A 25914-nucleotide genomic window follows, 5' to 3' on the forward strand; every position below is an offset into this window, starting at 1 on the left:
CATGACAAAGCCGTTATCAATTTCAACGCTACCTCTTTTAAGTGACAGCGTAAGTAAACCAAATTACGATCTGGAAGCAACCGGTTGTGGCATTGTGCATATTGGTCCAGGTGCCTTTCACCGTGCGCACCAAGCGTATTATACCGAAAAGGCGCTGGCTTATGGCGGTGACTGGCGCATTCACGGTGTGTCAATGCGCAGCGCATCTCTTAAAGAAGCGTTGAGTACACAAGACAATCTCTATGCGTTGTGTATTGTTGATAACGAGCCTGAAACCCACATTATCGGCGCAATTAAAACCCTTTCTACATTAGCACATGATCGTGAAGACATTGTTGCTGCACTGGTAAACAAGCAAACTAAAATTGTGACGCTTACCGTGACAGAAAAGGGCTATTGCCTTAATGCGCAAGGTCATCTAGATACTGATCATCCGGATATTAAAGCTGATTTAGTCACGCCAGAAACACCGGTAAGTGCAGTTGGCCTAATTGTGCAAGCGCTAGCACAACGTAAGCAGGCAGGCTATGCAGATATTACCATTATCAGCTGTGACAACGTGTCAGACAACGGTAAAAAGCTGCAAAAAGCGGTGACCGAGTTCGCCAATAAAACGGACGAATCACTCGGCCAATGGATCAGCGAGAACATCGCCTTCCCCTGCACTATGGTTGACAGTATTACGCCAGCAACTGAAGACAGCTTTAAAGCCAACGTTGCCGCTGAGCTGGGTTTAACTGATAACTGGCCTATTCAGCGAGAGGCATTTACTCAATGGGTGGTTGAAGATAATTTTTCTGGCCCACGACCCGCTTGGGATAAAGTTGGCGTTACTTTTACTCATGATGTGAGCTTCTTTGAAAAAGCTAAGCTTCGCATTCTAAACGGCACACATTCAACACTGGCCTACATAGGGTTATTGCTTGGCAAGGAAACCGTATTCGACGCAATGCATACCCCAGCCATAAAGCAACTAATTCAAACCATGTTGAAAGAAGAAATTGTTCCGTCTCTATCCAGTGATAACGAGAATGCCGATAGCGGAACACAAGACTTCGATCTGAACGCTTACGCACAAGACATTGTTAAGCGCTATGAGAATAAGCATATTCGCCACTTGTTGTCGCAAATTGCTTGGGATGGGTCACAGAAAATTCCATTTCGAATTCTCGACACAGTACGCGATAACCTAAAAGCAAAACGAAATATTGATTTGCTCTGCAGTGCCGTTGCGGCATGGTGCCTATTTGTAAACAACAAGGCACGTCTAAACGAAACTATCACTGACCCGCTAGATAGTATGTTAAGGGCCACAGCAAAATCGGTAGACTTTCAGGCGATAGAACTTGCAAAAAAATTGCTATCTCTTGAAACCATGTTCGCCGAACTGTCGGTAAACACTACGTTCAAAGAAAAAGTGCTCGAAAAAGTTAATCAGCTGCTTAACATTTTATCGCGCGAAAACAGCAACGAAGGTCAGCAAGGTTCTGCTCCCACTACGTTAACAGAAAGTTCGCTAGATTCACTAAAAGGAACCGCGTGATGAAAAGTACCTTTTCCATGCTTAAAGGCGCCCCATTACTCCCTATTATTCAGCCTAAATCTGTTGACGAGGGGCTTCACCTAGCAGAAGCAATTGCAAATAGCGGCCTGTGCAACATAGAAGTAGTGAAACGCAGCGACGCAGCATTTGAAGCCCTGTCAGCCATTAGAAAACAGTTTCCTGAACTCGTTGTGGGTATGGGCACATTGTTAAATCGCAACCACGTATTTGAAGCGTTGGATGCAGGCGCGCAATTTTTGATAACGCCCACAAGCTCAGAGACATTGCTCGATACACTGATTGCTTCAAATGCACCCTTTTTGCCGGGCGTCGCTACGCCTGCCGATATTCTTTTGGCGCACCAAAAAGGCATTCGCGAAATGAAGTTCTTTCCTGCGAGTCTTAGCGGCGGTACACCTTTTCTTAAAGCGATTTCAAGCGTATTCAGCGATGTTTGCTTCTGCCCTACCGGCGGCATTAATGGCGACAACGCGAATGAGTATCTCTCGCTTGGCAATGTTCGAGCAGTAGGCGGTACATGGATGATGCCAAAGGCAGCCATTGAAGCAAAAAATTGGCAAGCTATAACTTTGGCATGTCAACAAAGCCTAACATTGTTTGATGAGGCTGCGGCATGAGCATAGTTGATACCAACCAAAGAATGGTTATTTTTGGCGAGTGCATGGTAGAGCTTCGAAGCACTCAGCGTGAGTCATCAGTTAGTACGCGCGATGAAAACACAGATAATAATCTGATGGCGAAAAGCTTTGCTGGCGACACGTACAACACTGCGGTTTATTTAAAACGCTGCTTGCCTTCATCTTCCATTAGCTACTTAACAGCGATAGGTGCTGACTTTTTAAGCGATGAGCTGCTGTTTAAAATGGGTGAGCACGAAATTAACACTGATTTAGTGTTTCGCTCGTCGTCGCGTAACCTTGGCCTGTATATGATCCGCAACGACAACGAAGGTGAAAGAACCTTTGCATATTGGCGTAACCAATCTGCAGCAACACAGACGCTCAACATTATGAAGGGCGCTGAATTTGCTTGTGATTGGTTTTATTTGAGCGGTATCTCTATTGCCATTTTAGATGACGAACAGCGCGCTACACTTTTCGAACTAATTTCGTCCCTCAAGGCCAAAGGAAGTAAGATTGCCTTTGATCCTAATTATCGAGCTCGCCTTTGGTCATCTCAAGAAGATGCCAAATACTGGACGGGTAAGGCATATGCTGAAGCAGACTTGGCGTTCCCAGGTGCAGACGACCATTTAATGCTGTTTGGCCACACCAATGCTGATGAAATATTTAGCTATTTAGCCGACAAACAGATTGAAGAAATCGTTATGAAAAACGGAGCGGTTGGCGTTCATATACTCCGTCAACAAGAACAATGTATTGTGCCTGTTGAGCGTGTTGAACAGGTGGTTGATACAACGGCTGCTGGCGATGCATTTAATGGCGGTTATATGGCCGCTCGACTTGCAGGTAGAAAGCCTGTTGAGAGCGCGAGCTATGGGGCAAAAGTGGCAGCTACTGTGATTACCTACCCCGGTGCTATTATATCAGGTGATGCCTTCACTAATCACATACCGTCGCTATAGTCGGTATGTGACATTCCTCTTTCTTTTCTCTTCTATTTCCTGCCATTGTAACCATAAGCAAGCACGCTAATTAAAATAAAGGCGATCCCCCAATAAAAAAACGCGGCACGCCCGCAATCACGCGCCACTTCATTTTTATGTGAGCTTACAACGTGTCTCGATATACGTATTTTGACAGTGGGTGCGCTGTCGCTTTTAGCTGTCGCACGAATATTTGCGCCATTTTCGCCGCGCCCACAACGTTCAAGTGAGTGTCGTCCGTTTTGCCTTCAGGGTAGCGTGCATAAAGGTCGGCGGGCACCTTAATGAAGTAATGGTTGCTATTAGGCTCGCCTACCTTAGCAAGAAAATCGCAAGTTAAAGCGTTCATAGGAATAAATGGCACGTTATTTTGTGCTGCCACTTTCTTCGCTGCATCGGCATACGCCAGCAACGTCCGTTTTAACACACCTTCCTCAGTGAAATGACGCCGGCAAATACTACTTGCGATAATCACTGATGCCCCTTTTGCTTCAACATCCTGAACAAACTGATTCAAGTAAGCTGGATAAGCATTTTCCGGGTCGGCATAGCGAGCAGGATCCGACTGTTTTTGATCGTTATGACCAAACTGAATAGCCACAAAATCACCTTCAGACAGATCGGATAACAGAAGCTGCCAGCGTCCCTCATCTACAAATCGCTTTGTGCTTCTGCCGTTAGCCGCGTGGTTTTTAATATTAAGATTGGGCAGCATGAATTCAGGAAGCAATTGCCCCCACCCACGTTCTGGATACGACAACATAGGCTTGTCTGACATGGTTGAATCGCCGACCAGATGTAGGGTAACTGGCTTTTTGTAGGGTGGAGCTTTTACAGCCTCTTCACTGCCTTTATTAGTAGCGCTTTGGATTGAAGCACTTTGGGAACCCGAACTGGTAAGTGCATAAGCGCTAGATTGCGCCGCGTAACTAATGTGAAGTGTACTCGTGCCTTGCTGGTCTGCCACTGCAAAAGTACTCGATACAACAAAAACGCTTGCAAGACTGTAGCGCAGCGCGGTGAATATATTCCCTGTGGTGGGTTTACTTGAATTTTTCACACCTTTTCTCCTTTTCAATATTTCTATTGTTGCGATGCAAATTGCTCAAAAAGTGAGGTAGAGGCGTGCTGAACTCCTCCCTGCCCACACTTTTTGCACATAAAAAAGGCCATCATTACGATGGCCAAACACACCCGTCTTCACGGAACACAACATTTAATTATTATCTCAGGCTGGCCAACATAATTGCCCGGCCTGTTTTTTTACATAGTATAACGAGCGCCCAAGAAGAACTGACGGCCCGTGTGGTTGTACTCACGTACCAAGTTCAAAGAGCCATCACCCGTGGTAAACAAGCGCTCGTACTCATCGGTAAGGTTAATGACTTCAAAGGTCAACGTTAGCTCGTCGTTTACGTTATAAAATGACGAGAAATCTACCTGCGTAGGTCCTGTCGTACCGTGCGCAACGTTACCATTGCTGCCAGTAAAGTCTGTCAGGTAATCGTCGCGTTTGTTAACTGACACACGCGCACCGTATTGGTCTGTTTCGTAATACACCGTAAAGTTGTACGATGTTTCACTCATACCTTCGATGTCGTCAGCGTTAACGTGCGTATAGTTCGACACGATACCCATGTTTTCGAACAGTCCTGGTAAGAAACTTAGCGGCTGCTGATAAATTAACTCATAACCGCTTACACTTCTGTCTTCAGCGTTAATTGGACTGCTATGCTCGTATGGAATAGTGCGAGGGTCTAGCGCAATTACAGGGTCAAACTGTGCATCGTTGTCGATAAAGTCGTAGTAAGCACTGTCGACTAAACGCTCTTCTGATGCGCGAACAATCCAGTTATCAATGTCTTTGTAGAAAACTGTTGCTGCTAGTAGCGCTTCGTCATCGAAGTACCATTCAACACCAAAGTCAACGTTGTTCGACGTAAACGGATCAAGGAATGGGTTCCCCACGCTCACCGAGCCGTTAATATAATCAAAGCTTGGGTTACCAGGGTTTAATGAGTTCAGGCTTGGGCGAGTCATAGACTGTGTTAAGCCAAGGCGAACAACTACGTCATCAGTTGCTTCAAGTGCTAAGTTAACTGCTGGCAAAAAGTTATTGTACTCGTTTTCGATTTGTACCGTTTCGCCTTGAATAAAGCCTTCAGAGGTTGTGGTTGTTTTCACATAACGCACACCGTAATTAGCGCGAAGTAACATGTCGGCAATCTCATAGCTCGTATCAAGCTCAAGGTACATAGCTGATGTTTCTTCGCCTACTTGCCAGCTTTGTGCAGAACGCGGTGTCCAAACAACATCTAACAATTGGCTATTAATAGCGTCAAAGTCGGCTACAAGGAACGGGTCAAGAGGGCCATCAAAACCACTTCCGAAATCGTCTACCGGCATAATTTCAGCAAAACCTACTGCCGAGTCTTGATCTGGGAAGCCATTTATTTGCTCTTCACTGTAGGTTACAACACGGTCATTGTAGGCAAAGCCAGCCTTAATAGTGACTTCATCACCTAAGTATGTCGCATCAAATTTGACCGTGTCGTTTTCACGCAATACATCAGTAGCACGTAATCGGCCATCGCTTAGGTTATAGTTGCTTGCATCGTTAACATCGTAACCGTAAGTCACTTCTGGCGCGTTGCTGTTATTGCTAAAGTCAAAGCCGTAGCTGGTTTCTTCCAGCAGCGTCATATTGTAACGATATTGCTCTGAACGAGCGTCAGACTCTGCAGTGCCTGCCATCATATCAAGTTTAAGGTTTTCACCAATAAACCACTCGCCAGAAATTACAAATTGGCTAAAGTCAGTGGTTGATTCTTGTAAACGGCTTTCAATACGCGATTTAATACCGTCGTACGTACCAGCCAGCACCTGTTGACCATTAGGATGAACAGTAATAGAGGTAGGCGTAATTTCTTCGAATGTACTTCTGAACATGTGGAAGAAGTTATACATGGTACGGGTGTTATCAAGTTTGGACACTAAACCGTCTAGCGTTAGTGTGAAATTATCTGTTGCAGCCCACTGAATTGAACCGGTGAAGCCTACACGCTCTTGATCATTACCAAAGTAGTCAGGTCTAGGTAAACGAGGTGTCCATAAACAATTAATCGGGTCTACCGACTCACCTTCATACTGGCAATCATCTACGTCAGGTGTGCCGTTAACAACCGTGTTTGATGTATCGCCAAAGATGCCACCACCATCGCGAACTGGAGTAGTCCAACGAACTGTACCAAAACCTTCCTGTCTTACTGTGCGCTCTGAGAACGCGGCCGAGAAAAGCACACCGACTTTGTCGTCAGCGAAACGGTTGCTGATCATGAAAGCGGCGCGAGGATCGGTCTCTTCTGTAATGCTGTTATAGCCGCCTTGAAGAGATGAAACGAATTTAAAACCGTCGTAATCAAACGGCTTTGCCGAGTACAGATCAACCGTACCTGCAATGCCGCCTTCTTCCATAGAGGCGGTAGGAGATTTTTGAATATCTACGCGGTTGAACAATTCAGAAGCGAAAATGTTAAAGTCAAAGCCACGTCCACCGTTTACACCGCCACCTGAGTCAGTGCCATCTGTACTTGCTGGCACTTCCATGCCATTAAGTGTTGTGCGGGTAAATGAAGGGCTCAAACCACGCAAAGTAATTTGGCGCCCTTCTCCACCTTCACGAGAAATGGCTACGCCGGGTACACGTTGAATTGACTCAGCAATATTTAAGTCCGGGAATTTACCAATGTCTTGCGCAACAATTGATTCTTTACTGTTAACTGATGTTCGCTTTTCCATCAGTGATTTATTAAGTGATCCACGAAAGCCCGATACTTCAATGACTTCCATATTTTGCGCTTCGGTTTCACTGGCTTGTTCGTCTGTGGCTTCTTGCGCATGAATATGTGCGCCTGACAACGCTAGCGTAACAAGAACAGCGAGTTGCTTTTTCTTTGGTAACATTGTTGTTTCTCCGGTTTTTATATTTATAAGAGACGCGCATACTGACAAAAGGTGAAGATGCTTTTGAAACGTGTGTGAACTATTCAAATTTACACAAATTCAACATTTATCGTATTTAACCATTTCACTCCCCTTTATGCCACCGGATAACATTTTGGTGATTAATACCGTCAATGCTTTACATTTATCCGATAGCACGCCTTGGCTGTTAAGGAAGCGAAAACGCGTCAATTCTAATTCATTCTCTATAGTGGTCTCGTAAACCACCAAAACCTTGAATGAGAAGAGTTGCAGGGTACAGCTATGTTTTCTAATTAACGCAAAACTTCTCTTCGGCAATAATGTAAACCTCGAAAACAACACTCAAGCTTTACATTTGATTTACATCCTAAACAGTTATGCTACCGGTGGCAACAATTTTGTTGAAAAAATTTACAATAAGTAGAAATTTGATATGCAATGATGAAAGAAGAAGAGACTATAGAAACTAACCAAAGCAGGATGAGCAATTTAATTAAAACATTTAAATACAGTCATTTACGTCATATCGACCACTTTTTCAACGCGTAAAATAAAAGTTAAAAAATGTAAATAATTCCGTTGACATATGAGCAAATAAAAACCATTATGCTACCGGTAGCACAGAGTGTATTTACAATGTTATAAAAATAAGGGTTTGTTATGCTAAAAGGTATTCTACGCGCAGCTTCCGTTGTAGCTTGCACGGCGTTTGTTTCTTCCGCTGCTAATGCAAATGATTGGGTACAAATGCCTCTCGACAACACACAATCATGGTCTATGAGAATGATAGAGTCTGAGATGGTGCGTTTCCCAGAAGCTTGGCAAATCGATTGGGATGAGAAGCCACAATGGGATTACGTTCACGGTCTCAACCTCCTTGCCATAACAGAAGTCTATCAAGAGACTAAAGATCCCCGTCTCCTGTCTTATGTAAAAGGTTACTACGACATGTTGGTTCAACAAGACGGAAGTATCAAAACCTATGATATCAATAAGTTTAATATTGATATGGTTAACCCTGGTAAAGTGCTGTTTTTCCTCTATGAAGAAACCGGCAACCCTAAATACAAAAAAGCCGCTGACCTACTTAGAACGCAGCTTACTACTCACCCACGTACCGAGCAAGGTGGCTTTTGGCACAAGAAACGCTATCCAGACCAAATGTGGCTTGATGGCCTATACATGGGGGCCCCCTTCTACGCTGAATACATTGTTAAGTACGGCGATATGAAAGAGCTAGACGACGTATTTTTGCAATTTGAACTCATTGAAGAGCACCTTTACGACGAAAAAACAGGCCTCCCCTTACATGGCTGGGACGCATCTAAAAAGCAAAAGTGGGCTGATAAAGAAACAGGTCTTTCTCAACATCACTGGTCACGCTCGCTAGGTTGGTATGCTATGGCAATGGTGGATGTGCTAGAAGTTGTTCCTGCCGAACACCCAAAAACACCGTGGCTAAAAGCGCGCTTTAAAGCGTTTATCGACGCTACGCTTACCTACCAACATAATTCAGGCACCTGGTATCAGGTTACTGACTTGGGAAGCCGTGAAGGAAACTACCTTGAAGCATCAGGTACAGCAATGTTGACCTACGCTATGGCTAAAGGTGCAAGCCTTAAGTTTCTTCCTGAGGAATACAAAGCTCATGCAGAAAAAGGGTTTGCTGGACTTCTTGATCAAATGATTTCGGTTAATCCAGAAACTAACGTTATCAGCCTTGAGCAAGTTTGCGCTGTTGCTGGTCTTGGTGGAAATCCATATAGAGATGGTTCATTCGACTACTACATGAGTGAGCCAATCAGAGCAAACGACGCGAAAGGTGTAGGCCCATTCATTCTGGCTGCACATTATTTGAATAAGTAAAAAGCGCTAAATTGTAAATAAAAGGGGTATATGATGGTCCGACCTAACTCACCGAATGCCAGACGTCACTTCTTAAAGTCTGGTCTCGCCACCACTGTTGCAGCTTCTGGGATGGCTGTAGGTGTTCCTACATTCCTATCCGGATGTGCAAATGTGACCGAAACGGGAAGGACTCAACGCCAGTGGGACGCTGAAGCAAACCTTATTAAAGGGATGATAAAGCGCCCCACCTTTGCAAAGCGCGAAGCTAATGTTACCGACTTTTTAAATGAAAATGGCAGTGATTTTAAGCAAGCGCTACATGCAGCTATCGACCAAGTCGCACGCCAAGGTGGTGGCAAAGTGGTTGTGCCAAAAGGCGACTGGCTATGCACCGGCCCAATTCACTTACAGTCGAATATAAACTTGCATATTGAGGCAGGCGCAACAATTCGATTTTCTACCAATCCTGATGATTACAAACCATATGTTTTTACTCGCTGGGAAGGTATGGAGTTAATGGGTTACTCCCCTCTTATTTATGCTTTTGAGCAAACTAATATCGCAATCACTGGCAAAGGTACGCTTGACGGTAGCGCGGCGAAAGACAACTGGTGGCCATGGAAAGGTAAGTGGAAGGCTTCAACATGGGGTGACGATCCGGTTGAGAACCAAAAATATACCAGAGACACGCTGCAAGAAATGGTAGAAAACGGGACACCCGTTAGTGACCGCGTTTTTGAAAATAATTACCTGCGCCCTCCGTTTATACAACCTTACCGCTGTGAAAATGTACTTATCGAGGGTGTTACCATCCTGCGCTCTCCATTTTGGTTAGTTAACCCTGTGCTTTGCAAGAACGTCACCGTTAACGACGTGTACTGTAAAAGTTTCGGCCCAAATTCGGACGGGTGCGACCCTGAAAGCTGCACGAACGTTCTTATCTCTAACTGTACATTTGATACAGGGGACGATTGCATTGCCATTAAATCTGGACGCAATGCAGACGGCAGAAGGGTCAATGTTCCCTGCGTTAATATCGTCATAGAACATTGCGAGATGAAGGCTGGCCATGGCGGTGTTGTAATCGGCAGTGAAATATCCGGCGGTGTAGAGAATCTCTATGCTCAGCATTGCACCATGAGTAGCCCTGATTTAGACCGCGGCATTAGAATTAAAACCAACAGTATTCGGGGTGGTCACCTAAAAAATCTAAACTATCGCAATATCGATATTGGGACCGTGAAAGACGCTGTTGTCGTGAATTTCTTCTACGAAGAAGGTGATGCCGGTAACTTCCCTCCACTACTGGAAGATATCACTATAGAGAACTTGAACGTTGCGTCAGCTAACCGGGCCTTTGTGCTTCGCGGGTATGACCATACGCCTATTTCTGGGTTGACGTTGAATAACATAACGATAAAACGTGCGCTTAAAGATGCCGTTATCGAAAACGTAGCGCATCTTTCAATAAACAATGTGTTTATTAATAGCCAACCATTTAACAAGCACGGGCTGTAGAAGAATAAATACTATGGAATTTAATAAAGCACGTGTCAGTCTTAGTTTAGCCGTTGTGTTGCTGGCAGGTATACTTTTCAGTGGATTAAGCGCGGCAATGCCAGCAACGACGGATGTAGTGGTAGCTAAATCACATGACAGTGACGATGACAGTGACGTAAGTAAGGACGCTTTACCTCATTTTAACTCTGTGTCCCAAGCTGTTGCTTATATCGCGTCTCACAAGCCACAAAAAGATAAAGTATGGACCGTCTTTATTAACGAAGGCATTTATCGAGAGCGTGTCGTCATAAACGTTGATAATGTTCACTTTGTGGGCCAGTCGCAAGAAACAACGACTATCGTTTTCAATCGATATGCAGGTCAACAAGTCGCAGAGAATTCTCAAGAAAAATGGGGAACTCGTCGCACTGCCACTGTGGAGATTTTAGGTGATAATATCACTCTGGAAAATATCACTATCACCAATGATTTTGATTATCCCGGTAACGAGGTCAAAGCAAAAGACGACCCTACTCGATTATCAGGTACGCAGGCAGTAGCGCTTAAAACCGATGTGAACTCAGATCGCACTTACCTTAAAAATGTCGCACTCTGGGGTTACCAAGATACCCTCTATTTAAAAGGTGACCGCGCTCTGATTGAAGGCGGAACAATAGCAGGACATATTGACTTTATTTTTGGTGAGGGCACCGCGTTTTTTGAAAGCGTTTCAATTGTTTCCCGTACACGTTATTCTGGCGGTGATAGCGAAGGACTAACAGGCTACATTACCGCCCCAAGCACTCATTTACAGCGTCCTTATGGGTTAACGTTCAATAACTGTAGGCTTGAAAGAGAACACGGCGTTCCAGATGAAAGCGTGGCACTGGGAAGGCCTTGGCATCCTACAACCACCTTTTCAGATGGCCGATATGCAACCCCTTACGCTGTAGGTAAAACCACGTTTATCAACACCTATATGGCAGGTCATATCATCCAAAAGCGCTGGACTACTATGGGTGGAACTACGCCATCAGGTACAAAGAGACCATTTAATCCCCACACAGAAGCAAGATTTTCCGAGTACCAATCTCATGGAGAAGGTGCACCTAAAGCAGTCTCCTCACCAGCAATAAACTCTCATTTTCTGAATGATAAAAACGCGGCTTTTTACACTAAAGAGGCGGTATTGCGAGGCTGGGTGCCTAATAACATCCCGAACGATATTAAATAGTGCAACATTAGCGCAAGTAATTTGCTCGGCACATTGCGTAACCACTTGGTATCTATTATCTTTTAGTTATCACTGTGCCACTACTACCCTTATGTCTATACGTGTTCGTTATATCGTTGCGTTATTGCTAACCGCTACACTCGTCACTCTTTCTTTTATTGTTCTGTACGAATTAATCAGTGATCAGAAGAAAGATGCTGAAATAATCAATATCGCGGGTCAGCAACGCATGCTTTCACAGCGTATTGCGTTGCTCACCTCTACACCAAACATTTGCGAAGACAGTGAAGAGCAAAGGTATTTGGCGCAATCGTTAGCACGTTTCAAACAAAATCATCAACAGCTTGTGTCACTCGATAACCTTCCCGCCTCTATCTCTAATACTTACTTTAACGAAGGCCAGCTCGACAACAAAGTAAACCGATACATAAAAAGCGCCGATCAAATTTTAGATGCAGCACAGTGTCAGCCCACTACGCTTTTAGATATTCAAGCGCTGACATCGCTATTACAACAGCTTGATTATGTCGTCGCGCGGTTCGAGCAAGACGCCACTGCTAGAGTAGATGTGGTTCTTTCGATTGAAGTTTACTTATGGCTAGCCACACTCGCTCTATTATGTATCGAGGCAGCATTCATCTTTTCCCCTATGGAGCGCACCGTTAAACGGTCATTTGCCAAACTAACGAGCTTGAAAGAGCAAGCGGAAAGTTCGGCTGATGAGGCTCGTAGAGCAAGCAAAGCAAAATCAGAGTTTCTTTCAAGCATGAGTCACGAACTTCGTACACCAATGAACGGCCTGTTTGGCATGATCGAGTTGGCCATAGACAACCCTGACAAAAGCAACATCTACCTTAAAAAAGCCAAAACTGCTGGTAGGCAACTCCTTGTGTTAATCAACGATATTCTCGATATATCAAAAATTGAAGCAGGCAAAATCAAAATTGAACAGGCGCCAGTCGACCTATTACAAGTCTTGGACGATGTGGTGTCGTTACAGCGGGTTTACTGCCAAAGAAAAGGTCTTGAATTTCATTACTTAAAAGACCCTGACCTACCTCACGTAATTAAAGGCGATATCACTCGTATTTCGCAAATTCTGCACAACTTGTTAAGTAATGCAATTAAGTTTACTGAACAAGGTTCTGTCACGCTAAAGGTCACCTATACCAAACGCCCAAATGGCAATTATTTAAGCTTCGATGTTATTGATACCGGCATTGGTATCGAGTCATCAAAGCTTGATAATATCTTTAAGAAATTTGAGCAAGCCGACCAATCCACCACCCGTGAGTACGGAGGTACAGGGCTAGGGTTAAGTATTGCGAAGCAGTTGGCGAAACTCATGCTCGGCGACATCAATGTAACCTCATTTGTAGGCCAAGGAAGCACCTTCAGTTTTACTATGGCAGCGGAAGAATCTCAGTTGCCTGACATTAACGTTGAACCCAGTGCTAATTTGCGCTGTGCGATAGTTGATGATTTACAAACCAGCCGCGAATATTTTGAGCATGTCGTTACCTCCATGTCGATTGTGCCCCAAAGTTATGATAGTGCAAAAGCCTACCTATCAGACAGCCCACTGGCTTTCGACGTTATTATTCTTGATTTGTCTATGCCAGAGATGAGCGGGGTCGATTTGCTAGAACAGTTGAAGGCGATGAACCCAGATAAATTTCCTAAAATCATTCTTATCTCTGCTGAACTGGAACGACTAGAAGATGAAAATGATGTGTCTGAACTTATCTGGCGCACGCATGCTAAGCCCATTAATCGTCGAGAACTTGAGCATGATTTAGGAAGGTTAATTGAGACAAAACCCGTATCTCATAATGATGTTAAAGAAGGTAATAAGAAGAAACGCATACTGCTAGCTGAAGACAACGAAATCAATGCCGAAATCGTGAAGACTATATTGCAGTCAGAAGGCTATAAGTTCCTGCATGTTAAGAACGGAAAAGATGCCGTAGACGTGGGCAAGCGACATCAATTCGACCTTATTTTGATGGACTGCAATATGCCCGTCATGGGAGGTATTGAGGCATCAACAATATTACGCAAAGCATTGGAGGTTGACACTCCAATTGTTGCGCTCACTGCAAACGCCTTCGCAGAAGACAAAGAAGAGTGCTTGGCTGCCGGCATGACTGACTTTTTAGCCAAGCCTTTAGACAAAGACACACTACTGGTTTGTATCAAGAAATATATCGGTTAGCTGCATGTACTAACACTCAACAAGGAGCTGTTTGGCAGGCCACTTCCACATTTTATACGGTATAGGGTTCTTGCTCTGCAATGTACCCTGGCGCGATGGCTAAATTGTCGGTATTCGCAAGGCTCTGCTGATTCCTAAGCCAAAGTTGATACTCTCCGGTACGTAAGCTTGCATGTTTTGTACAATCAACATTCCAACGTCTAAGCAGGTATCCCGCCATGGCAGCCCGTACTTCCAATGTAAGCACGCCTTCTTCCATGGCGTAATCAAGCTCTATTGCGGTGGCATATTTAATATTCTTAGGATGCGGCACAATTTCAAGTGAGATAAGTCGCCCCCACTCTTCATCACAATCTATGCATTCATGGGTTTCAGGTTCTGCTTTAACCGTTACCTTACTAATTCGAGTTAGCACAAAATCTCTAAAACTTTGTGATTTTCTGTCGAATGCGCGAACATGCCAGCGTTGACCATTATCAACAATACTGTGAGGCACTAACTCTCTTGCACCACTGCCGCTTGAAAGCGACGTATAGATTACGCTCATCGCCTTTTTGTTCACGATGGCTTGTACCACTTTCGCCACCACAAAGATATCAGGAACATTAAGTGAAGATGCACTTTCAACAGGGAAATGTATGTCACCGATCGCATCGAATCCATCTGATATGTCGTTGGCAAGTTTCACAAGGGTTCGCTTTGCATCGTGTTCAAAAACTGGAATAAAGTTTTCTGTTTGAAAGTAACGTTTTTCCCTTGGATCGTAGACTAAGTTATCAGGGGCGAGCTCTTTGTATAGCGTAAAGTCACGAGAACCAGCCGATAGCCCCACTTCAAAACGATTTATTAAGTCTTGGCGATGAATAGCCCCTTTAAACAAAAGGCAGAAATCGATATACGCCAGTCGTTGGCGTTGAGAAAAAGAAATGGTTTCTAACATGGTGCACACTTATTGTATTTTTATTCAGTGTGGTTTATTTAAAGCCGTATGTAAATAGCAATAGAAATAAAAAAGCCCAGCACGTGGCTGGGCTTAAACTTTTAGCCATTAAGGTTTATGACTTCACACGTTTGCGGGCGAAAAACATACCACCTAAAGCCAGAAGCGAAAGCGCGAAGGTACCTGGTGCAGGTACTTCTGCAATACTGAAACTTGCGCTACTCACTTGTATAGGCGTCAGCTGCCCCCCTTGAGAGCCTTGAAAAATGTAAGAACCTGACAACCCATCAATTGTAATGTCACCAACAGACTGTGCGATAAATTGCACGGTGTATAAACCAATCACTGGTGTCTGCAGTTGATAGAACAAATCAATTTGTTCCAAGTAAGCTAGTGAACCTATCTCTAAAATTCCCCCCGGTAGAAAAGGAGGTAGAAACATCTCTAACACTGGGTTCCCCAAGCTGCTAACTGAGCCAAAAGGATTTAACGTAGAAGCGCCAATAAAACTCAAGAGCGAATCGTTAAAACCAATTGTCGTGTTATATACATCAAACGGTTGAGGAAACGGTACGATACCTAAAAAAGCATCTTCATTAGAAAAGCTTACCGTCGCCGTGATAGTTTCTCCTACTTGATAAATTGATTTATCCGTAGAGATTTCAATTATTGCGGCATTTGCATTAAAAGTAGCAATTGCCAATACCATTAAAATAATTTTTTTCATTTTCTTTCCAACTACTGAACTGCACATGCGGTACGTGTACACATAGACATTAACGCGTATAAATCGTAGATATTTAATCTGCCGTCATTGTTAAAGTCGTGCTCTTCAACCGTCGCTTGACGTTGCAGAAGCAAGGTGTAGAACGCCACAATATCGGTGTTGTCTATGTCACTATCGCCATCAAAATCACCAATTACTGGCTCCGGCTCACTCGTTTCAGGGAAATCCAGCACAACAATTACTGGATCGTGATCTGACGAACGATAAGCATCAGCTCCGTAATAGCTAGAAAGCTGTGTTTCTGACTTATATTCAACGTTGTAGTCGAAGACACGAGGCTCATCAGCATTGATATGCCAAACCGTTGCGTCTGCCACATACTCAGTCAAAGTTGAGCTTGATAGCGCGTGGTCTAAGTAACCCATTTCGCCGCCGAAGCTATAAGAATAAGCACTTTCGCCGTGGAAGAGGTTCACCAAGTTGCTGTAACCGGCGTCTTCGAGAGCAAGAATTGGATCTTCTTTCGCATAAGCATTTAGGTCACCCATTACGATAACTCGGTCAGACAAACCTTCACTGTTTTGCACAAGCGCTGTCAGCCCTAACGCAGCTTGGGTACGTAGCTCGTTCCAGCAGCCTTGTCCATCACCTAAATCAGCATCATTACCTGTTGCACTGCCACAGCTTCCTTTTGATTTGAAATGACTTACCGCGAGCGTAAACGCTTCGCTGTTACTATTTACGCTAAAGGTTTGTAACAGCGGCTGGCGGTTACCGTAGTCAAAAGGAGCTTCAGAGGAAGTAACCGCTGCGCCTTGTGGTGTGACCGTTGCAGGCTTATAAATAATACCTACCGCAATTTCATCACCACCAAGTAATGATTCAAGTGCTACATAGCTATACACGTCACTACCAAGTTCAGCATTTACGCTATTTACAAGAGAAGCAATGGCAGAATCACTCCCGTATCCATCGTTTTCGATTTCTACTAAGCCAAGTACATCTGCGTCCATCGCAACGATGGCTGCTACTGTCTTCGCTTGCTGGCGGGCAAATTCATCTTCTGAGTCTGCACCACGAGAGGTAGGGAAGTTCGGACCATTAAAGTAGTTAAGCACGTTAAAGCTAGCCACTTTGACATCGCCTTGTACGTCTAACTGGGGCACATCTGTTCTTGGGTTTGTGCGTACAGTTTGAAGAGCGCCAACTGGAATTAAGTTATAAGCACCAAATGCGTAGTGCATTACACCTTCCAGGCCTTCTACACTGTCGCCTAAACGCAGAGGATTCGCATGAGATAAACCTCCAACTGGGAAAGGAATATCGTCAGCATTTTGTGCGCTTGAGCCATCATCAACCAAAAATGTGTTGCGTGCATTCGCTTCAGCCAAGGCAATAGCTTCACTTGAACCCGCGGCATATTGGTTTGTAGGGATCATCAGGCGGCCTGATGACACGTTGAATTGCCCATATCGACCAAGATTGTAAACGTCTGTCACGTTCAAAGTTTGCTGGAATTGAACCTGCATACCTTCAAGTGACTCTAGGTTAACACTCTCGTCAAATGGCATTTCAATGCTTGTCGTTAGTATATCAGCACCTGCACCTAGCGTTTCAGCATTGGCGCTTAGTACAATTTCTGTAATGCCATTGTATTCTGCCACTGCACCGTTAACACGCACAGCGTCACCAACAGATGGGTATTCAGTGAAGGTTGTCGAATAGGCAAATACACCTTCAGACGTCGCAGCATTGCCATCAGAGTCGGCGGCTTCTTCTTGAATAAAGAATCCGTTCATTTCCGGCACAACTTTAGTCACTACTGCCTCAACAACAACGTCATTGCCTGTAAGTGGCGAGGTATCGCCTTCGCCTTGGATAGCGCTAATTAAGACTACTTCACCAACTGGGTCAGTTGGGTCTGTAGGATCAGTTGGGTCGGTCGGGTCAGTTGGATCCGTAGGCTCGCTAACAGATCCATTGTGCGAACCAAAATTGTTAAGCGTATCTTTTGGTAGGCTATCCCATTCTTCAAGGGTAAACGCTGGGTTGCGGTTAGGGTTGCCTGCCGTTACTGAACTCTTGCGTACCAAAGTAACGTCTTTACCCCAGTTAGTTTTAACGCCGTACGTACCTAGAGCATCAACAACCTGACCGTTAGCGACGAGCTCAATGTAGTCATCGCCATTGAAATTAATCACGAAGCTGCTAATCGTTGAGCCGGCAGTTAACAGTGCATCTGCACTTCCGTGAGCGAATGTTGCTACGCCACCTGCTGGGATTGTGCCTTCAAGTGCTAACACTTTACGGTCAGCATCTGCGGTCTCACCATTGGAGAGTAAAACTAACTCATAACCCGCTAGACTTACCGGTTGTGTCGAGCTATTGAAAAGCTCTATACCTTTATTGAAACCGCCACCTTCGATGTATTCTGAAATGTAAATACTGCTGGTAGAAGGTGTTGTGTCACCGCCGGTATCACCACCTGTGTCGCCGCCGGTATCACCACCCGTGTCACCGCCAGTATCACCACCTGTACCATCACAACTCTCGTTGAAGATAAGTGAAGCAAGTTCAGGTTTGTCAATAAACGGATTTCGGTTTCCTTGGAATTCATAAACGCGCTCGTTACGACGACGTTCGAAGTCATCCACTGGATCACTTTCATGCCACTGAAGCAATACGCAAAGCTTACCAAACGCGGCTTCGCTAGTAGAGGTAAGGCGATTTACTAACACTAAGTCGTCTTCGGTATCACCAGCTGTATTGCCATCGTAACGCACGTCCATGTATAGCATTGAGCGTGCTACATCACCTTTTACTGCGTCACGAGGCTCAAAAGAGTCATCATCAACTCGGTTTAACGGAGCTTCAGAAAGCACGCTATCACTAAAATCAAAATCTAAGTTGCCGCGCGAGCTATTTACAGAAATATCGGTAGGACGCAGGTGCAGAATATCGCTGTATGCCGTTAGGCTTGAGCTAGGAAAACCATGGCTCTTAGCCCAAACATGTTCGCGATTCCAATTGTCTGGGTTGGTGCTTTGACTACCGCTACCGTTGGTAAACTTGCCTTGTGATATGCCTTTGTAGAACAAGATAACGTTATCGGTGTTAGCAGGATCTTCATCAGTGTAAGTGAGTGCTGTCCACACTTCTGAGTAAGAAAGCGTACGATGACCATTTTCAATGATGTTATGCGCCGTGTCTTTTAACGTTTGCGCACTTTCACCGTTTGCAATAGCTATGTCGAGAGCTGCGTAATAGTCAGATGCAACAAAGTCGCTGGCTAGGTTAACTGCTTCCAAATCAGGGCAGTTAAAACAAGTACCACTTAAGAAAAGAAGTTCATTTGAAGGTTCACCGCCGTTGTCAGGGTCACCGCCAGTATCCCCGCCATCGGTAGTTCCATTTCCACTTACTGAAATACTGTCTAAATTGAGATATTCGGTACCCGAGTTGTTAGCCATGGCTACTTTCAGTTCTAAAGTGCTTCCGCTACCTATCGTTTCGGTCAGTGTTGCAGAACCAAAGTCTTCCTGTACCGTATTCGTTGCCCCTTCTGAAAGCGTAATAAGCTCGAATGCGCCACCATCTAATGAGTAAAATACATCGATGTAGTCTGTCGACTCAAAATTTCCACTTTGAGAAAGCACGGCATTTATGGTGATATCACCGGCACCAGATATATCGATAGACTCGCTCAACCAGACTACTTCACCGTCAGTATCACGTGCTTGCATTGCGCCGCTTTCAACACGGAACCAGTCTGAAGTGGCACTTAGCTCACTCGCTGACACGTCTACTGACCAACGATCAACACCTTCAAGATCAACAATTGCTCCCGCTGGGTCTGAGCCAGTTGCGCCCTTGCCTTGCAGTTCATTTGCTTCGAAGTCCTCTTGCCATACTGTATCTGCAGAGGCATTAATAGAAACAACGCCTAACGACAATGCGCCCGCCAACAACGCGTTGACTACTTTAGCTGATTTCCTCAGCTTATACTTTTGTGTGTTACCCTCATGAATCATTTTGCTTTCCGCTTTTTTGTATAAGGAAGGTATAAATTCTTATACATACGTATATACAGCAAGCACTTAATAAAAATAATAATATAAACGTCACAAACGTTAAAAATCAGAAACTTAGACGTTTAAAATAAACTTACTTATTGATTAACTCTGCTGAACTTTGGTACAGGGAAAGTTGATTTGTCACAATGCGTAAATGTTTCAGCTTTGAAATATTTTAGTGACTCGCCGTGGTGCATGTTACAGTTTTATGCACAAAAAAAGAGCGCCTAGTGGACGCTCTTTCAATCATAACTTTAGGACAAAAAGCTCTGGGTAAACGCCTTTTCGTTGTTGCCTATAACTGCTCGTTTAAGAAGGCGTTAAAGTCTGCCTGAAATGCAGATTTCAGCCGCATACACTGTTGAGACTCGTCCTGCATAATTTCGACACCGCGTGCCATTCCTTGATAAGTCTCGCTAATTGGCGCGTAGAACGCATTGGCCATTTCTAAGTTTTCAGCCGAACAGGTTGTTGAAACAAATTCCGGCATTCTGCTTACATGGTAATCAGGCATTTTTGCTAGTAGCGCGTCTTTATTCTTACTAAGCCACTCATACAATAGCGTATGATCGTCTAAGTTACGTGCTACTCTCACCACCATATACATGGTATTTGCAGGCGTAATATCATCGGTAAGCGCTAAATCTAACATTTTAAAGACGGTTGCTTTGTCTTCAAAGTACATCGAATACACCAGCGTGCTTTTCACGTTTGGCAACTGTGCTTTTTTAAATGCCTCTACAATTGTATTAAACCATGTGCCCTGCTCGCCTTGTTCACTATTTCGCGTAGCAATTTCAATTGCTGTACCGGCAATACCGGAAGGAACACTGCTAGTATCTGCAAGGTACTGTTTCGCTATTTTAACGCTTTGTTCAACAAGTTGATCATTGTTCGAATGAGTACCCAGTAAGCTGTATATCTGGTTACGCAGGCGAATGACATCTGCGTTATCCTGCTCACTTTGAGACAAGGTTAGCTTGTTTAACAAAGGCATATAATTTTGATTTAGAAGCTTTGCATAGGCGGCTTTATTGTCTTCATTTACTAAATAACTAAACTCAGCTAACACGCCAACAGCCGCACGAATGACCGCAGGGTCATCATCTTTTGCCAAACTATTAAGCACCTTCATCACGCTGTCTACACCTACTTGATCTGCGTTTAACAGCGCCTGGTAGTTGTATAGCACATTTTTCTTTTCACGCTTATTTAGCGCGTCAATGTTATTTAGCAGTGCGTTTAGCTGAGCTGGTTCAATTGACCAACGGAAGTAACCTGTTGCATTGTCATTAGGGTATACCCAGTCTGCTTCAGCAAGCTGAGGTAAAACTGTGGTTTCTTTATCAATAAAAACCACTTCGTTTAGTATTTTTCCGTTTGATTGATAAGTCAGCTTTAATGGAACTGCCCATGTCTTATCCTCCACGGTCGCGCCAGCAAGGTGAAAACGGGACTGGGTTAATTTGCCATCTTTTGAAATATGAATAAGTGGGTAGCCCGGCTGTTCCAAGTAAGCTTTCATCATGGCGCTTAAGTTGAAATCAGACACTTCATCTAGGGCGCGCCACAAATCATCTGCTACGGTATTACCCCAAGCATGGGTATTCATGTAGTTTTGAACACCTTCACGAAACTTTTCTGTACCAATTAGCGATTCAATCATTTGTAAAATTGACTCACCTTTTGAGTAGTTCAAGCCCAACCCATCCATCACATCTGGCTGACTTTTCACTACCTTTTTAACAGGTTTCACCGTGGGACTAGCATCTGCACCAAATGCTCCCTCTTGTACTATGCGATCGGCGTAGTTCAACTCTGGATACAAGGTTTTCATGGTATGGCTTGCAGCCCAAGACGCAAACGCTTCGTTCAGCCATAGGTCATCCCACCACGCCATTGTTACCAAGTTGCCAAACCATTGGTGAGCAAGTTCATGCGCAATAACATTTAGCGGTCGTGAACGCTCTGTGACGCTTGGGTTATCTTCTAGCAGTAACAAACTATCGCGATAGGTAATTAAACCTACGTTTTCCATTGCACCGTGGGTAAAGTTGGGTACGGCAACAAAATCCATTTTTTTATAGGGGTACTTGATACCGAAAAAATCTTCTAGCGAGGCTAGGATTTCTGGGATGTGTTTGATAACAAATTTGGTTTTATCGGCATACCCTTTTGGAACGTATATTTTTCCTGGCACCGACAGCCCAGAAATTTCAGCACTATCAAAGGGCCCTACGGTATAGGCAATAAGATAAGTCGGCATGGGCTTAGTTTTTTCAAACACTACGGTTTTAATCCCGTTTTCCACTGTCACCTTTTCAACAGGTGTATTACCCACAATTTCCTGATGTTCGGGAGAACTGATGGTCATTTGATAAGGAATTTTGAAGTTTGGCTCATCAAAACTTGGAAACGCTTTTCGCGCATGCATATCTTCAAACTGGGTAAATATATAGTTGGTCTCTTCAAAACGTGACAGATACATGCCATCTGAAGACGTGTTCACTTTCCCTTCAAACGTAATCTCTAACGTATACTTCCCAGGCGCAATCTCATCTTGCGATTCGCCCCAATTGATGTCGTATTCTCCAATCGTAACATTTAGAGGAAAGCTGCTGCTTCCAGACACTAAACGTGCAGAAGTCACGGTCAAATCTTGCTGATAAAAGCCCACTTTCTTAGTTGGGGTTTTAACCGTTATATCAATATTCGTTTTTCCAGAATATGTAGGGTTGTCAGGGTCGATATTTAAGTGAATGTGTTGAAATGTGGGAGCGATTGTTGACGGTAAGCGGTATTCAACATCAGCAAGTGTCTTTTTCGCGGGTGATACGACTGCAGATGCAGTTTGCGCTTCTTGCGCCACTACTGCCGTTGTCGATAGCGATGTGAATGCAAAAACACTCGCTACCACACCAGCTAGTGTAGATAGTTGTTTCATTATGGTTTATCCATGTTGTGGGAAAATCCCTATATTCATCCATGGGTAAGAATAAATATCAAAAAGAGCCTTAGCAATCTAAAGCCCTTTTGGCATTGGTTCAAATTGTTACTATTCATGTCAACCGCAAGAATTGTGCATTTCAGCGTACATTGACTCTGGCGATATATCTTGTTTCTGCTTCGCTGCCTGCTGACAGCCAAATCGATTGAATAAGCCAGTAACTCTAGAAATGGTATCGTCGCAACTGCATTTGCATTTGCTTAACTTGCTGAACTAAGGCTTCACAGTTATCTACCACTTCTTTTGCATAGGTAGTATTGGCATTGCCCACCTGTTGAATACTGCTTACCCCTTTATTCACATCGTTAGCAACCTCTGTTTGTCCTTCAGCCATTGTGGCAGCGTCTCGGTTTAACGTTGTGATGCGTGCAACAGCGTCAAGCGCCTGCTTTAACGAATCGCCAGCATGTTTTGTGGTGTCCACGGTTTTATAGGCGGTTTCTTTATTTTGCTGCATTTTTTCAGAAGCCACGCGGCTACCTTGCTGAAGGCGTTCAATCATATTGCGAATTTCTTCCGTGGAAGACTGCGTTCTGCTTGCTAGCGAGCGGACTTCGTCAGCGACAACGGCAAAGCCACGTCCCTGCTCACCAGCGCGAGCCGCTTCAATAGCTGCATTGAGCGCAAGTAGATTCGTTTGCTCTGCGATATTCCTGATAACTTCCATTACACCGCTAATTTCTTCACTTGCCTGAGCCAACTCAGTGATAACCTGTACTGACGCGTCCACATCGCTTGCCTGAGACTGGATGTCTTTAATGGTTTGCGCCAAAACGCTTACGCTGTTTCGCGTATCTTGATCGGCAGCGTGTGCCGCTTCACTTGAACTGCGAATGGTTGACGACACAGTTTGTGCATTCTGCTGCATTAACGAAATGGCGTTATTAATTGACTCCGTTTCTCGGCTAAGTTGTGAAACGGTATCTTTGGATTGCAACGCTGTTGCATTTAACCTTTCTGACTTTGCTAGCATGTGGTCGGTGGCTTCGTCCACACTCTGCAACGTGTCTTGTAACTGGCTAAGAAGCCCATTAAACGCTCTTGCCATGGTGCCAAACTCGTCGCTTCTTGATGCCTGAAAACGGAACGTTAAATCTCCCTCACCAGAAGACAAGTTGTTTACTACCCCAATGAATTCTTCAAGTGGCTTGCCAACAATATACTTAACGAGCAACCAAATGGTGATCAAAATTCCCACGCTCGCCAATACGATTTTAAGTACAACAACCAACACAGAGCTTCGAACCATAGCCGATTTTTCTGACGTCGACGCCACTAATATAATATCGTACCCCCAAGGCGAAAACGGTACCACTTCTACAACCCAGTCATCATTAGGTTGAAGGGCGTCGGCCACCTGCCGATCATTCACATGTGCGGAATGCATGCGAATGTTACCTTTTGCATCACGAAGGGCAACAAAGCCTTCTTTTAGCACGTGACTTTGCTTAATGGCTTGCTCTAAGACGTTAAGGTCGGCTGAGTATCCCACATACCAGATGCCCACAACGTCACCACTGCTGTTAAACATTGGCTCGTAACCTGTTAAATAAGGGCTACCCAAAATATCAACCGCACCGTAATACGCTTCCTGCTGATTAATCTTTTTGATCGCCTTGCCATCAGGGGCCAACTTAGTGCCAATCGCCCTCTCGCCATTTTTAATGACATTGGTACTCACGCGAATATAGTCGTCTCCTGTTTTACTAAAAAGCGTGGCGGTGCCTCCCATTACGCTTGTCAGGTTATCGACCAAATCGAATGTGTTGGCTTGCTCCGCATTGCCCAACCTTAGCTGCCGAGCCTGCGTATTTTTAACGATAACAATATCGGTTTGATTGGGTTCACCGATTGCCTCACCTCGTTGTTTAAGCAACGCCATACTGCTTTTGACGCGTTCAAGCATGATAGAGTCAGTCACAGTAAGAATATTCACTAAACGATCGGCGGTGTTCTTCTTTTGCTCTTGAACAAGGGTTGAAACATTTGAGGAAGTGGTGATAACCGTTGCCACGGCAACAATTAAAGCGAACAAAGCGATAACAGCAGAAATAGAAAATAGAAACTTTCTTTGAATGGACATTTATCATCTCGATGTGTAGACGTTTAATACAAAGCCATTCCGTTGCGCTTTCTAACCTCAGCCTTAAATTTTTTACCAAACAGCACAACGGCTTGAGGCTGTAATCCCTTTATATTAATTTAGGCAAAAATTACGTAAGAGCAAATTATCCAAACGTTTATATTTTAAAAAAGTTGTCCAATTAACAACCGATTATCAGTCTGTGCTACTTCATGGTCACCTTTGTGCCAACAATTTTCAGGGCCGGTGCACCTCGAATTAAGGCATTTCTTGCAAACTGTGCGTCACAAGAAGGACATATTCCTTCTTCATGAGTAAAGTCCTCAACTATTCTCTCTTTAAAGCATTTAACCAACGCGCCTTTGCCGCCTTTTCGATATTTAAATAGCTGGAATTTGCACTTAGAGCAATAAATTTGCACGGTTCTGACCGGCCCTTTTGCGTTAGGTTTTGCCATAATTTCTCTTTGTATGTTTTAGGATCCTTCAAATTTCACCTTTTGTCGAAATGCGACAAATTGTAAATCTCGGTTATACTTTCGTGAGGGCGCGTTGCCCTTGGGTACAAACCACTAGCATGCTTGCCTCGATGTTAGCGAGTTAAGAACGAAGGTAATATCAATGAAGATAGTTGCAGCCCTGTGCTTTTTAATGTCTGCGCCGATTTATGCCGGTACAGCCGTGATAATAAATGCCAATAACAATTCTGGGATCGATATCGATACCGTCAAGAAAATATATTTGGGGAAAGTAAAAGCATTTCCCGATGGAAGTCGCGCAATTCCCCTTACCTTCGAACAAGGTAATAATATCAGAGACGCTTTTAATAATAATGTGCTTGGAAAATCTGAATCACAATACTCTGCATTCTGGTCGAAGCTTGTGTTTACTGGCAGAGGCACACCACCTGAAATGATAGCAACTGAGGATGAGATGTTAAATCTTGTCGCGACCAACCCCAATACCATAGGTTTTGTGGATGAAGGTAAAGTTGATGGCACGGTAAAAGTTGTCGGTACATTTTAGAGCCTGCTGTTGTTTAATATTCAGCAAAGACCAACAAGCCCTGGTTATTTAATCTAGGAACAATTGGCGACGCCTTGTCTAAATGCGTCGCCCTTTTTAGGCGTCTAG

General features: G+C 44.2%; 16 protein-coding genes. 8 read left to right on the forward strand and 8 right to left on the reverse strand.

Features of this window, described 5'->3' with window-relative positions; translation table 11 throughout:
- Nucleotide 1: 1 nt before the first annotated feature.
- Genes QVA83_RS13895 through QVA83_RS13905 form a run of 3 tightly spaced genes read left to right on the forward strand, consistent with a single transcriptional unit; the run spans nucleotide 2 to nucleotide 3149 of the window.
- Nucleotides 2-1543 (forward strand): mannitol dehydrogenase family protein, encoded by a 1542-nt coding sequence (locus QVA83_RS13895; RefSeq protein WP_156078510.1) that lies wholly within the window; start codon nucleotides 2-4, stop codon nucleotides 1541-1543.
- On the forward strand, nucleotides 1543-2181 hold the full coding sequence (eda, locus tag QVA83_RS13900; protein WP_014976837.1) for a bifunctional 4-hydroxy-2-oxoglutarate aldolase/2-dehydro-3-deoxy-phosphogluconate aldolase: 639 nt from the start codon (nucleotides 1543-1545) through the stop codon (nucleotides 2179-2181). The genes QVA83_RS13895 and eda overlap by 1 nt, the downstream gene beginning before the upstream one ends.
- A complete protein-coding gene (locus QVA83_RS13905; RefSeq protein WP_014976838.1) occupies nucleotides 2178-3149 on the forward strand; it encodes a sugar kinase in 972 nt (323 codons plus the stop codon). Before eda ends, QVA83_RS13905 begins: the two co-directional genes overlap by 4 nt.
- A 145-nt stretch (nucleotides 3150-3294) precedes the next feature.
- Here QVA83_RS13905 and QVA83_RS13910 read toward each other — a convergent pair whose 3' ends face one another.
- Nucleotides 3295-4230: a rhamnogalacturonan acetylesterase gene (locus tag QVA83_RS13910; protein ID WP_156078511.1), complete on the reverse strand. Its 936-nt coding sequence runs from the start codon at nucleotides 4228-4230 to the stop codon at nucleotides 3295-3297.
- Nucleotides 4231-4433: 203 nt separating this feature from the next.
- Nucleotides 4434-7133 (reverse strand): TonB-dependent receptor, encoded by a 2700-nt coding sequence (locus tag QVA83_RS13915; protein ID WP_014949881.1) that lies wholly within the window; start codon nucleotides 7131-7133, stop codon nucleotides 4434-4436.
- Between the two features lie 681 nt (nucleotides 7134-7814).
- On the opposite strand from QVA83_RS13915, the gene QVA83_RS13920 reads away from it, so the two are divergent.
- The 4 genes from QVA83_RS13920 (at nucleotide 7815) to QVA83_RS13935 (ending at nucleotide 13951) form a co-directional block, all read left to right on the forward strand.
- Nucleotides 7815-9020 (forward strand): glycoside hydrolase family 88/105 protein, encoded by a 1206-nt coding sequence (locus tag QVA83_RS13920; protein WP_156078512.1) that lies wholly within the window; start codon nucleotides 7815-7817, stop codon nucleotides 9018-9020.
- 33 nt (nucleotides 9021-9053) lie between these two features.
- Entirely contained in the window at nucleotides 9054-10520 is a 1467-nt protein-coding gene (locus tag QVA83_RS13925; RefSeq protein ID WP_156079123.1) for a glycoside hydrolase family 28 protein, read from the forward strand.
- A 13-nt stretch (nucleotides 10521-10533) separates the two neighbouring features.
- On the forward strand, nucleotides 10534-11736 hold the full coding sequence (locus tag QVA83_RS13930) for a pectinesterase family protein (RefSeq protein ID WP_156078513.1): 1203 nt from the start codon (nucleotides 10534-10536) through the stop codon (nucleotides 11734-11736).
- A gap of 91 nt (nucleotides 11737-11827) precedes the next feature.
- Nucleotides 11828-13951, forward strand: coding sequence for a response regulator (locus QVA83_RS13935; RefSeq protein ID WP_014976843.1), 2124 nt, complete (start codon nucleotides 11828-11830; stop codon nucleotides 13949-13951).
- A 52-nt stretch (nucleotides 13952-14003) separates the two neighbouring features.
- Here the strand turns inward: QVA83_RS13935 and QVA83_RS13940 are convergent, their stop codons facing one another.
- The 6 genes from QVA83_RS13940 to QVA83_RS13965 form a co-directional block, all read right to left on the reverse strand.
- On the reverse strand, nucleotides 14004-14891 hold the full coding sequence (locus QVA83_RS13940) for a WYL domain-containing protein (RefSeq protein ID WP_039225312.1): 888 nt from the start codon (nucleotides 14889-14891) through the stop codon (nucleotides 14004-14006).
- A 115-nt stretch (nucleotides 14892-15006) separates the two neighbouring features.
- The gene (locus QVA83_RS13945) at nucleotides 15007-15618 is read right to left on the reverse strand and encodes a PEP-CTERM sorting domain-containing protein (protein WP_014949888.1); all 612 of its coding nucleotides are present in this window, start codon (nucleotides 15616-15618) and stop codon (nucleotides 15007-15009) included.
- 11 nt (nucleotides 15619-15629) lie between these two features.
- A complete protein-coding gene (locus QVA83_RS13950) occupies nucleotides 15630-19649 on the reverse strand; it encodes an ExeM/NucH family extracellular endonuclease (RefSeq protein ID WP_061486054.1) in 4020 nt (1339 codons plus the stop codon).
- A 337-nt stretch (nucleotides 19650-19986) separates the two neighbouring features.
- A complete protein-coding gene (locus QVA83_RS13955; RefSeq protein WP_156078514.1) occupies nucleotides 19987-22635 on the reverse strand; it encodes a M1 family metallopeptidase in 2649 nt (882 codons plus the stop codon).
- Between the two features lie 226 nt (nucleotides 22636-22861).
- Nucleotides 22862-24781, reverse strand: a complete 1920-nt coding sequence (locus tag QVA83_RS13960) for a methyl-accepting chemotaxis protein (protein ID WP_061486055.1) — start codon at nucleotides 24779-24781, stop codon at nucleotides 22862-22864.
- 205 nt (nucleotides 24782-24986) lie between these two features.
- Entirely contained in the window at nucleotides 24987-25238 is a 252-nt protein-coding gene (locus QVA83_RS13965) for a hypothetical protein (protein WP_014976849.1), read from the reverse strand.
- A gap of 163 nt (nucleotides 25239-25401) precedes the next feature.
- Here QVA83_RS13965 and QVA83_RS13970 point away from each other — a divergent pair, with 163 nt between their 5' ends.
- The gene (locus tag QVA83_RS13970; RefSeq protein ID WP_014949893.1) at nucleotides 25402-25806 is read left to right on the forward strand and encodes a type 2 periplasmic-binding domain-containing protein; all 405 of its coding nucleotides are present in this window, start codon (nucleotides 25402-25404) and stop codon (nucleotides 25804-25806) included.
- Nucleotides 25807-25914: the final 108 nt, after the last annotated feature.

Source organism: Alteromonas sp. AO-Serp (assembly GCF_017849675.1).
In the GTDB taxonomy this organism is placed as follows: domain Bacteria; phylum Pseudomonadota; class Gammaproteobacteria; order Enterobacterales; family Alteromonadaceae; genus Alteromonas; species Alteromonas macleodii.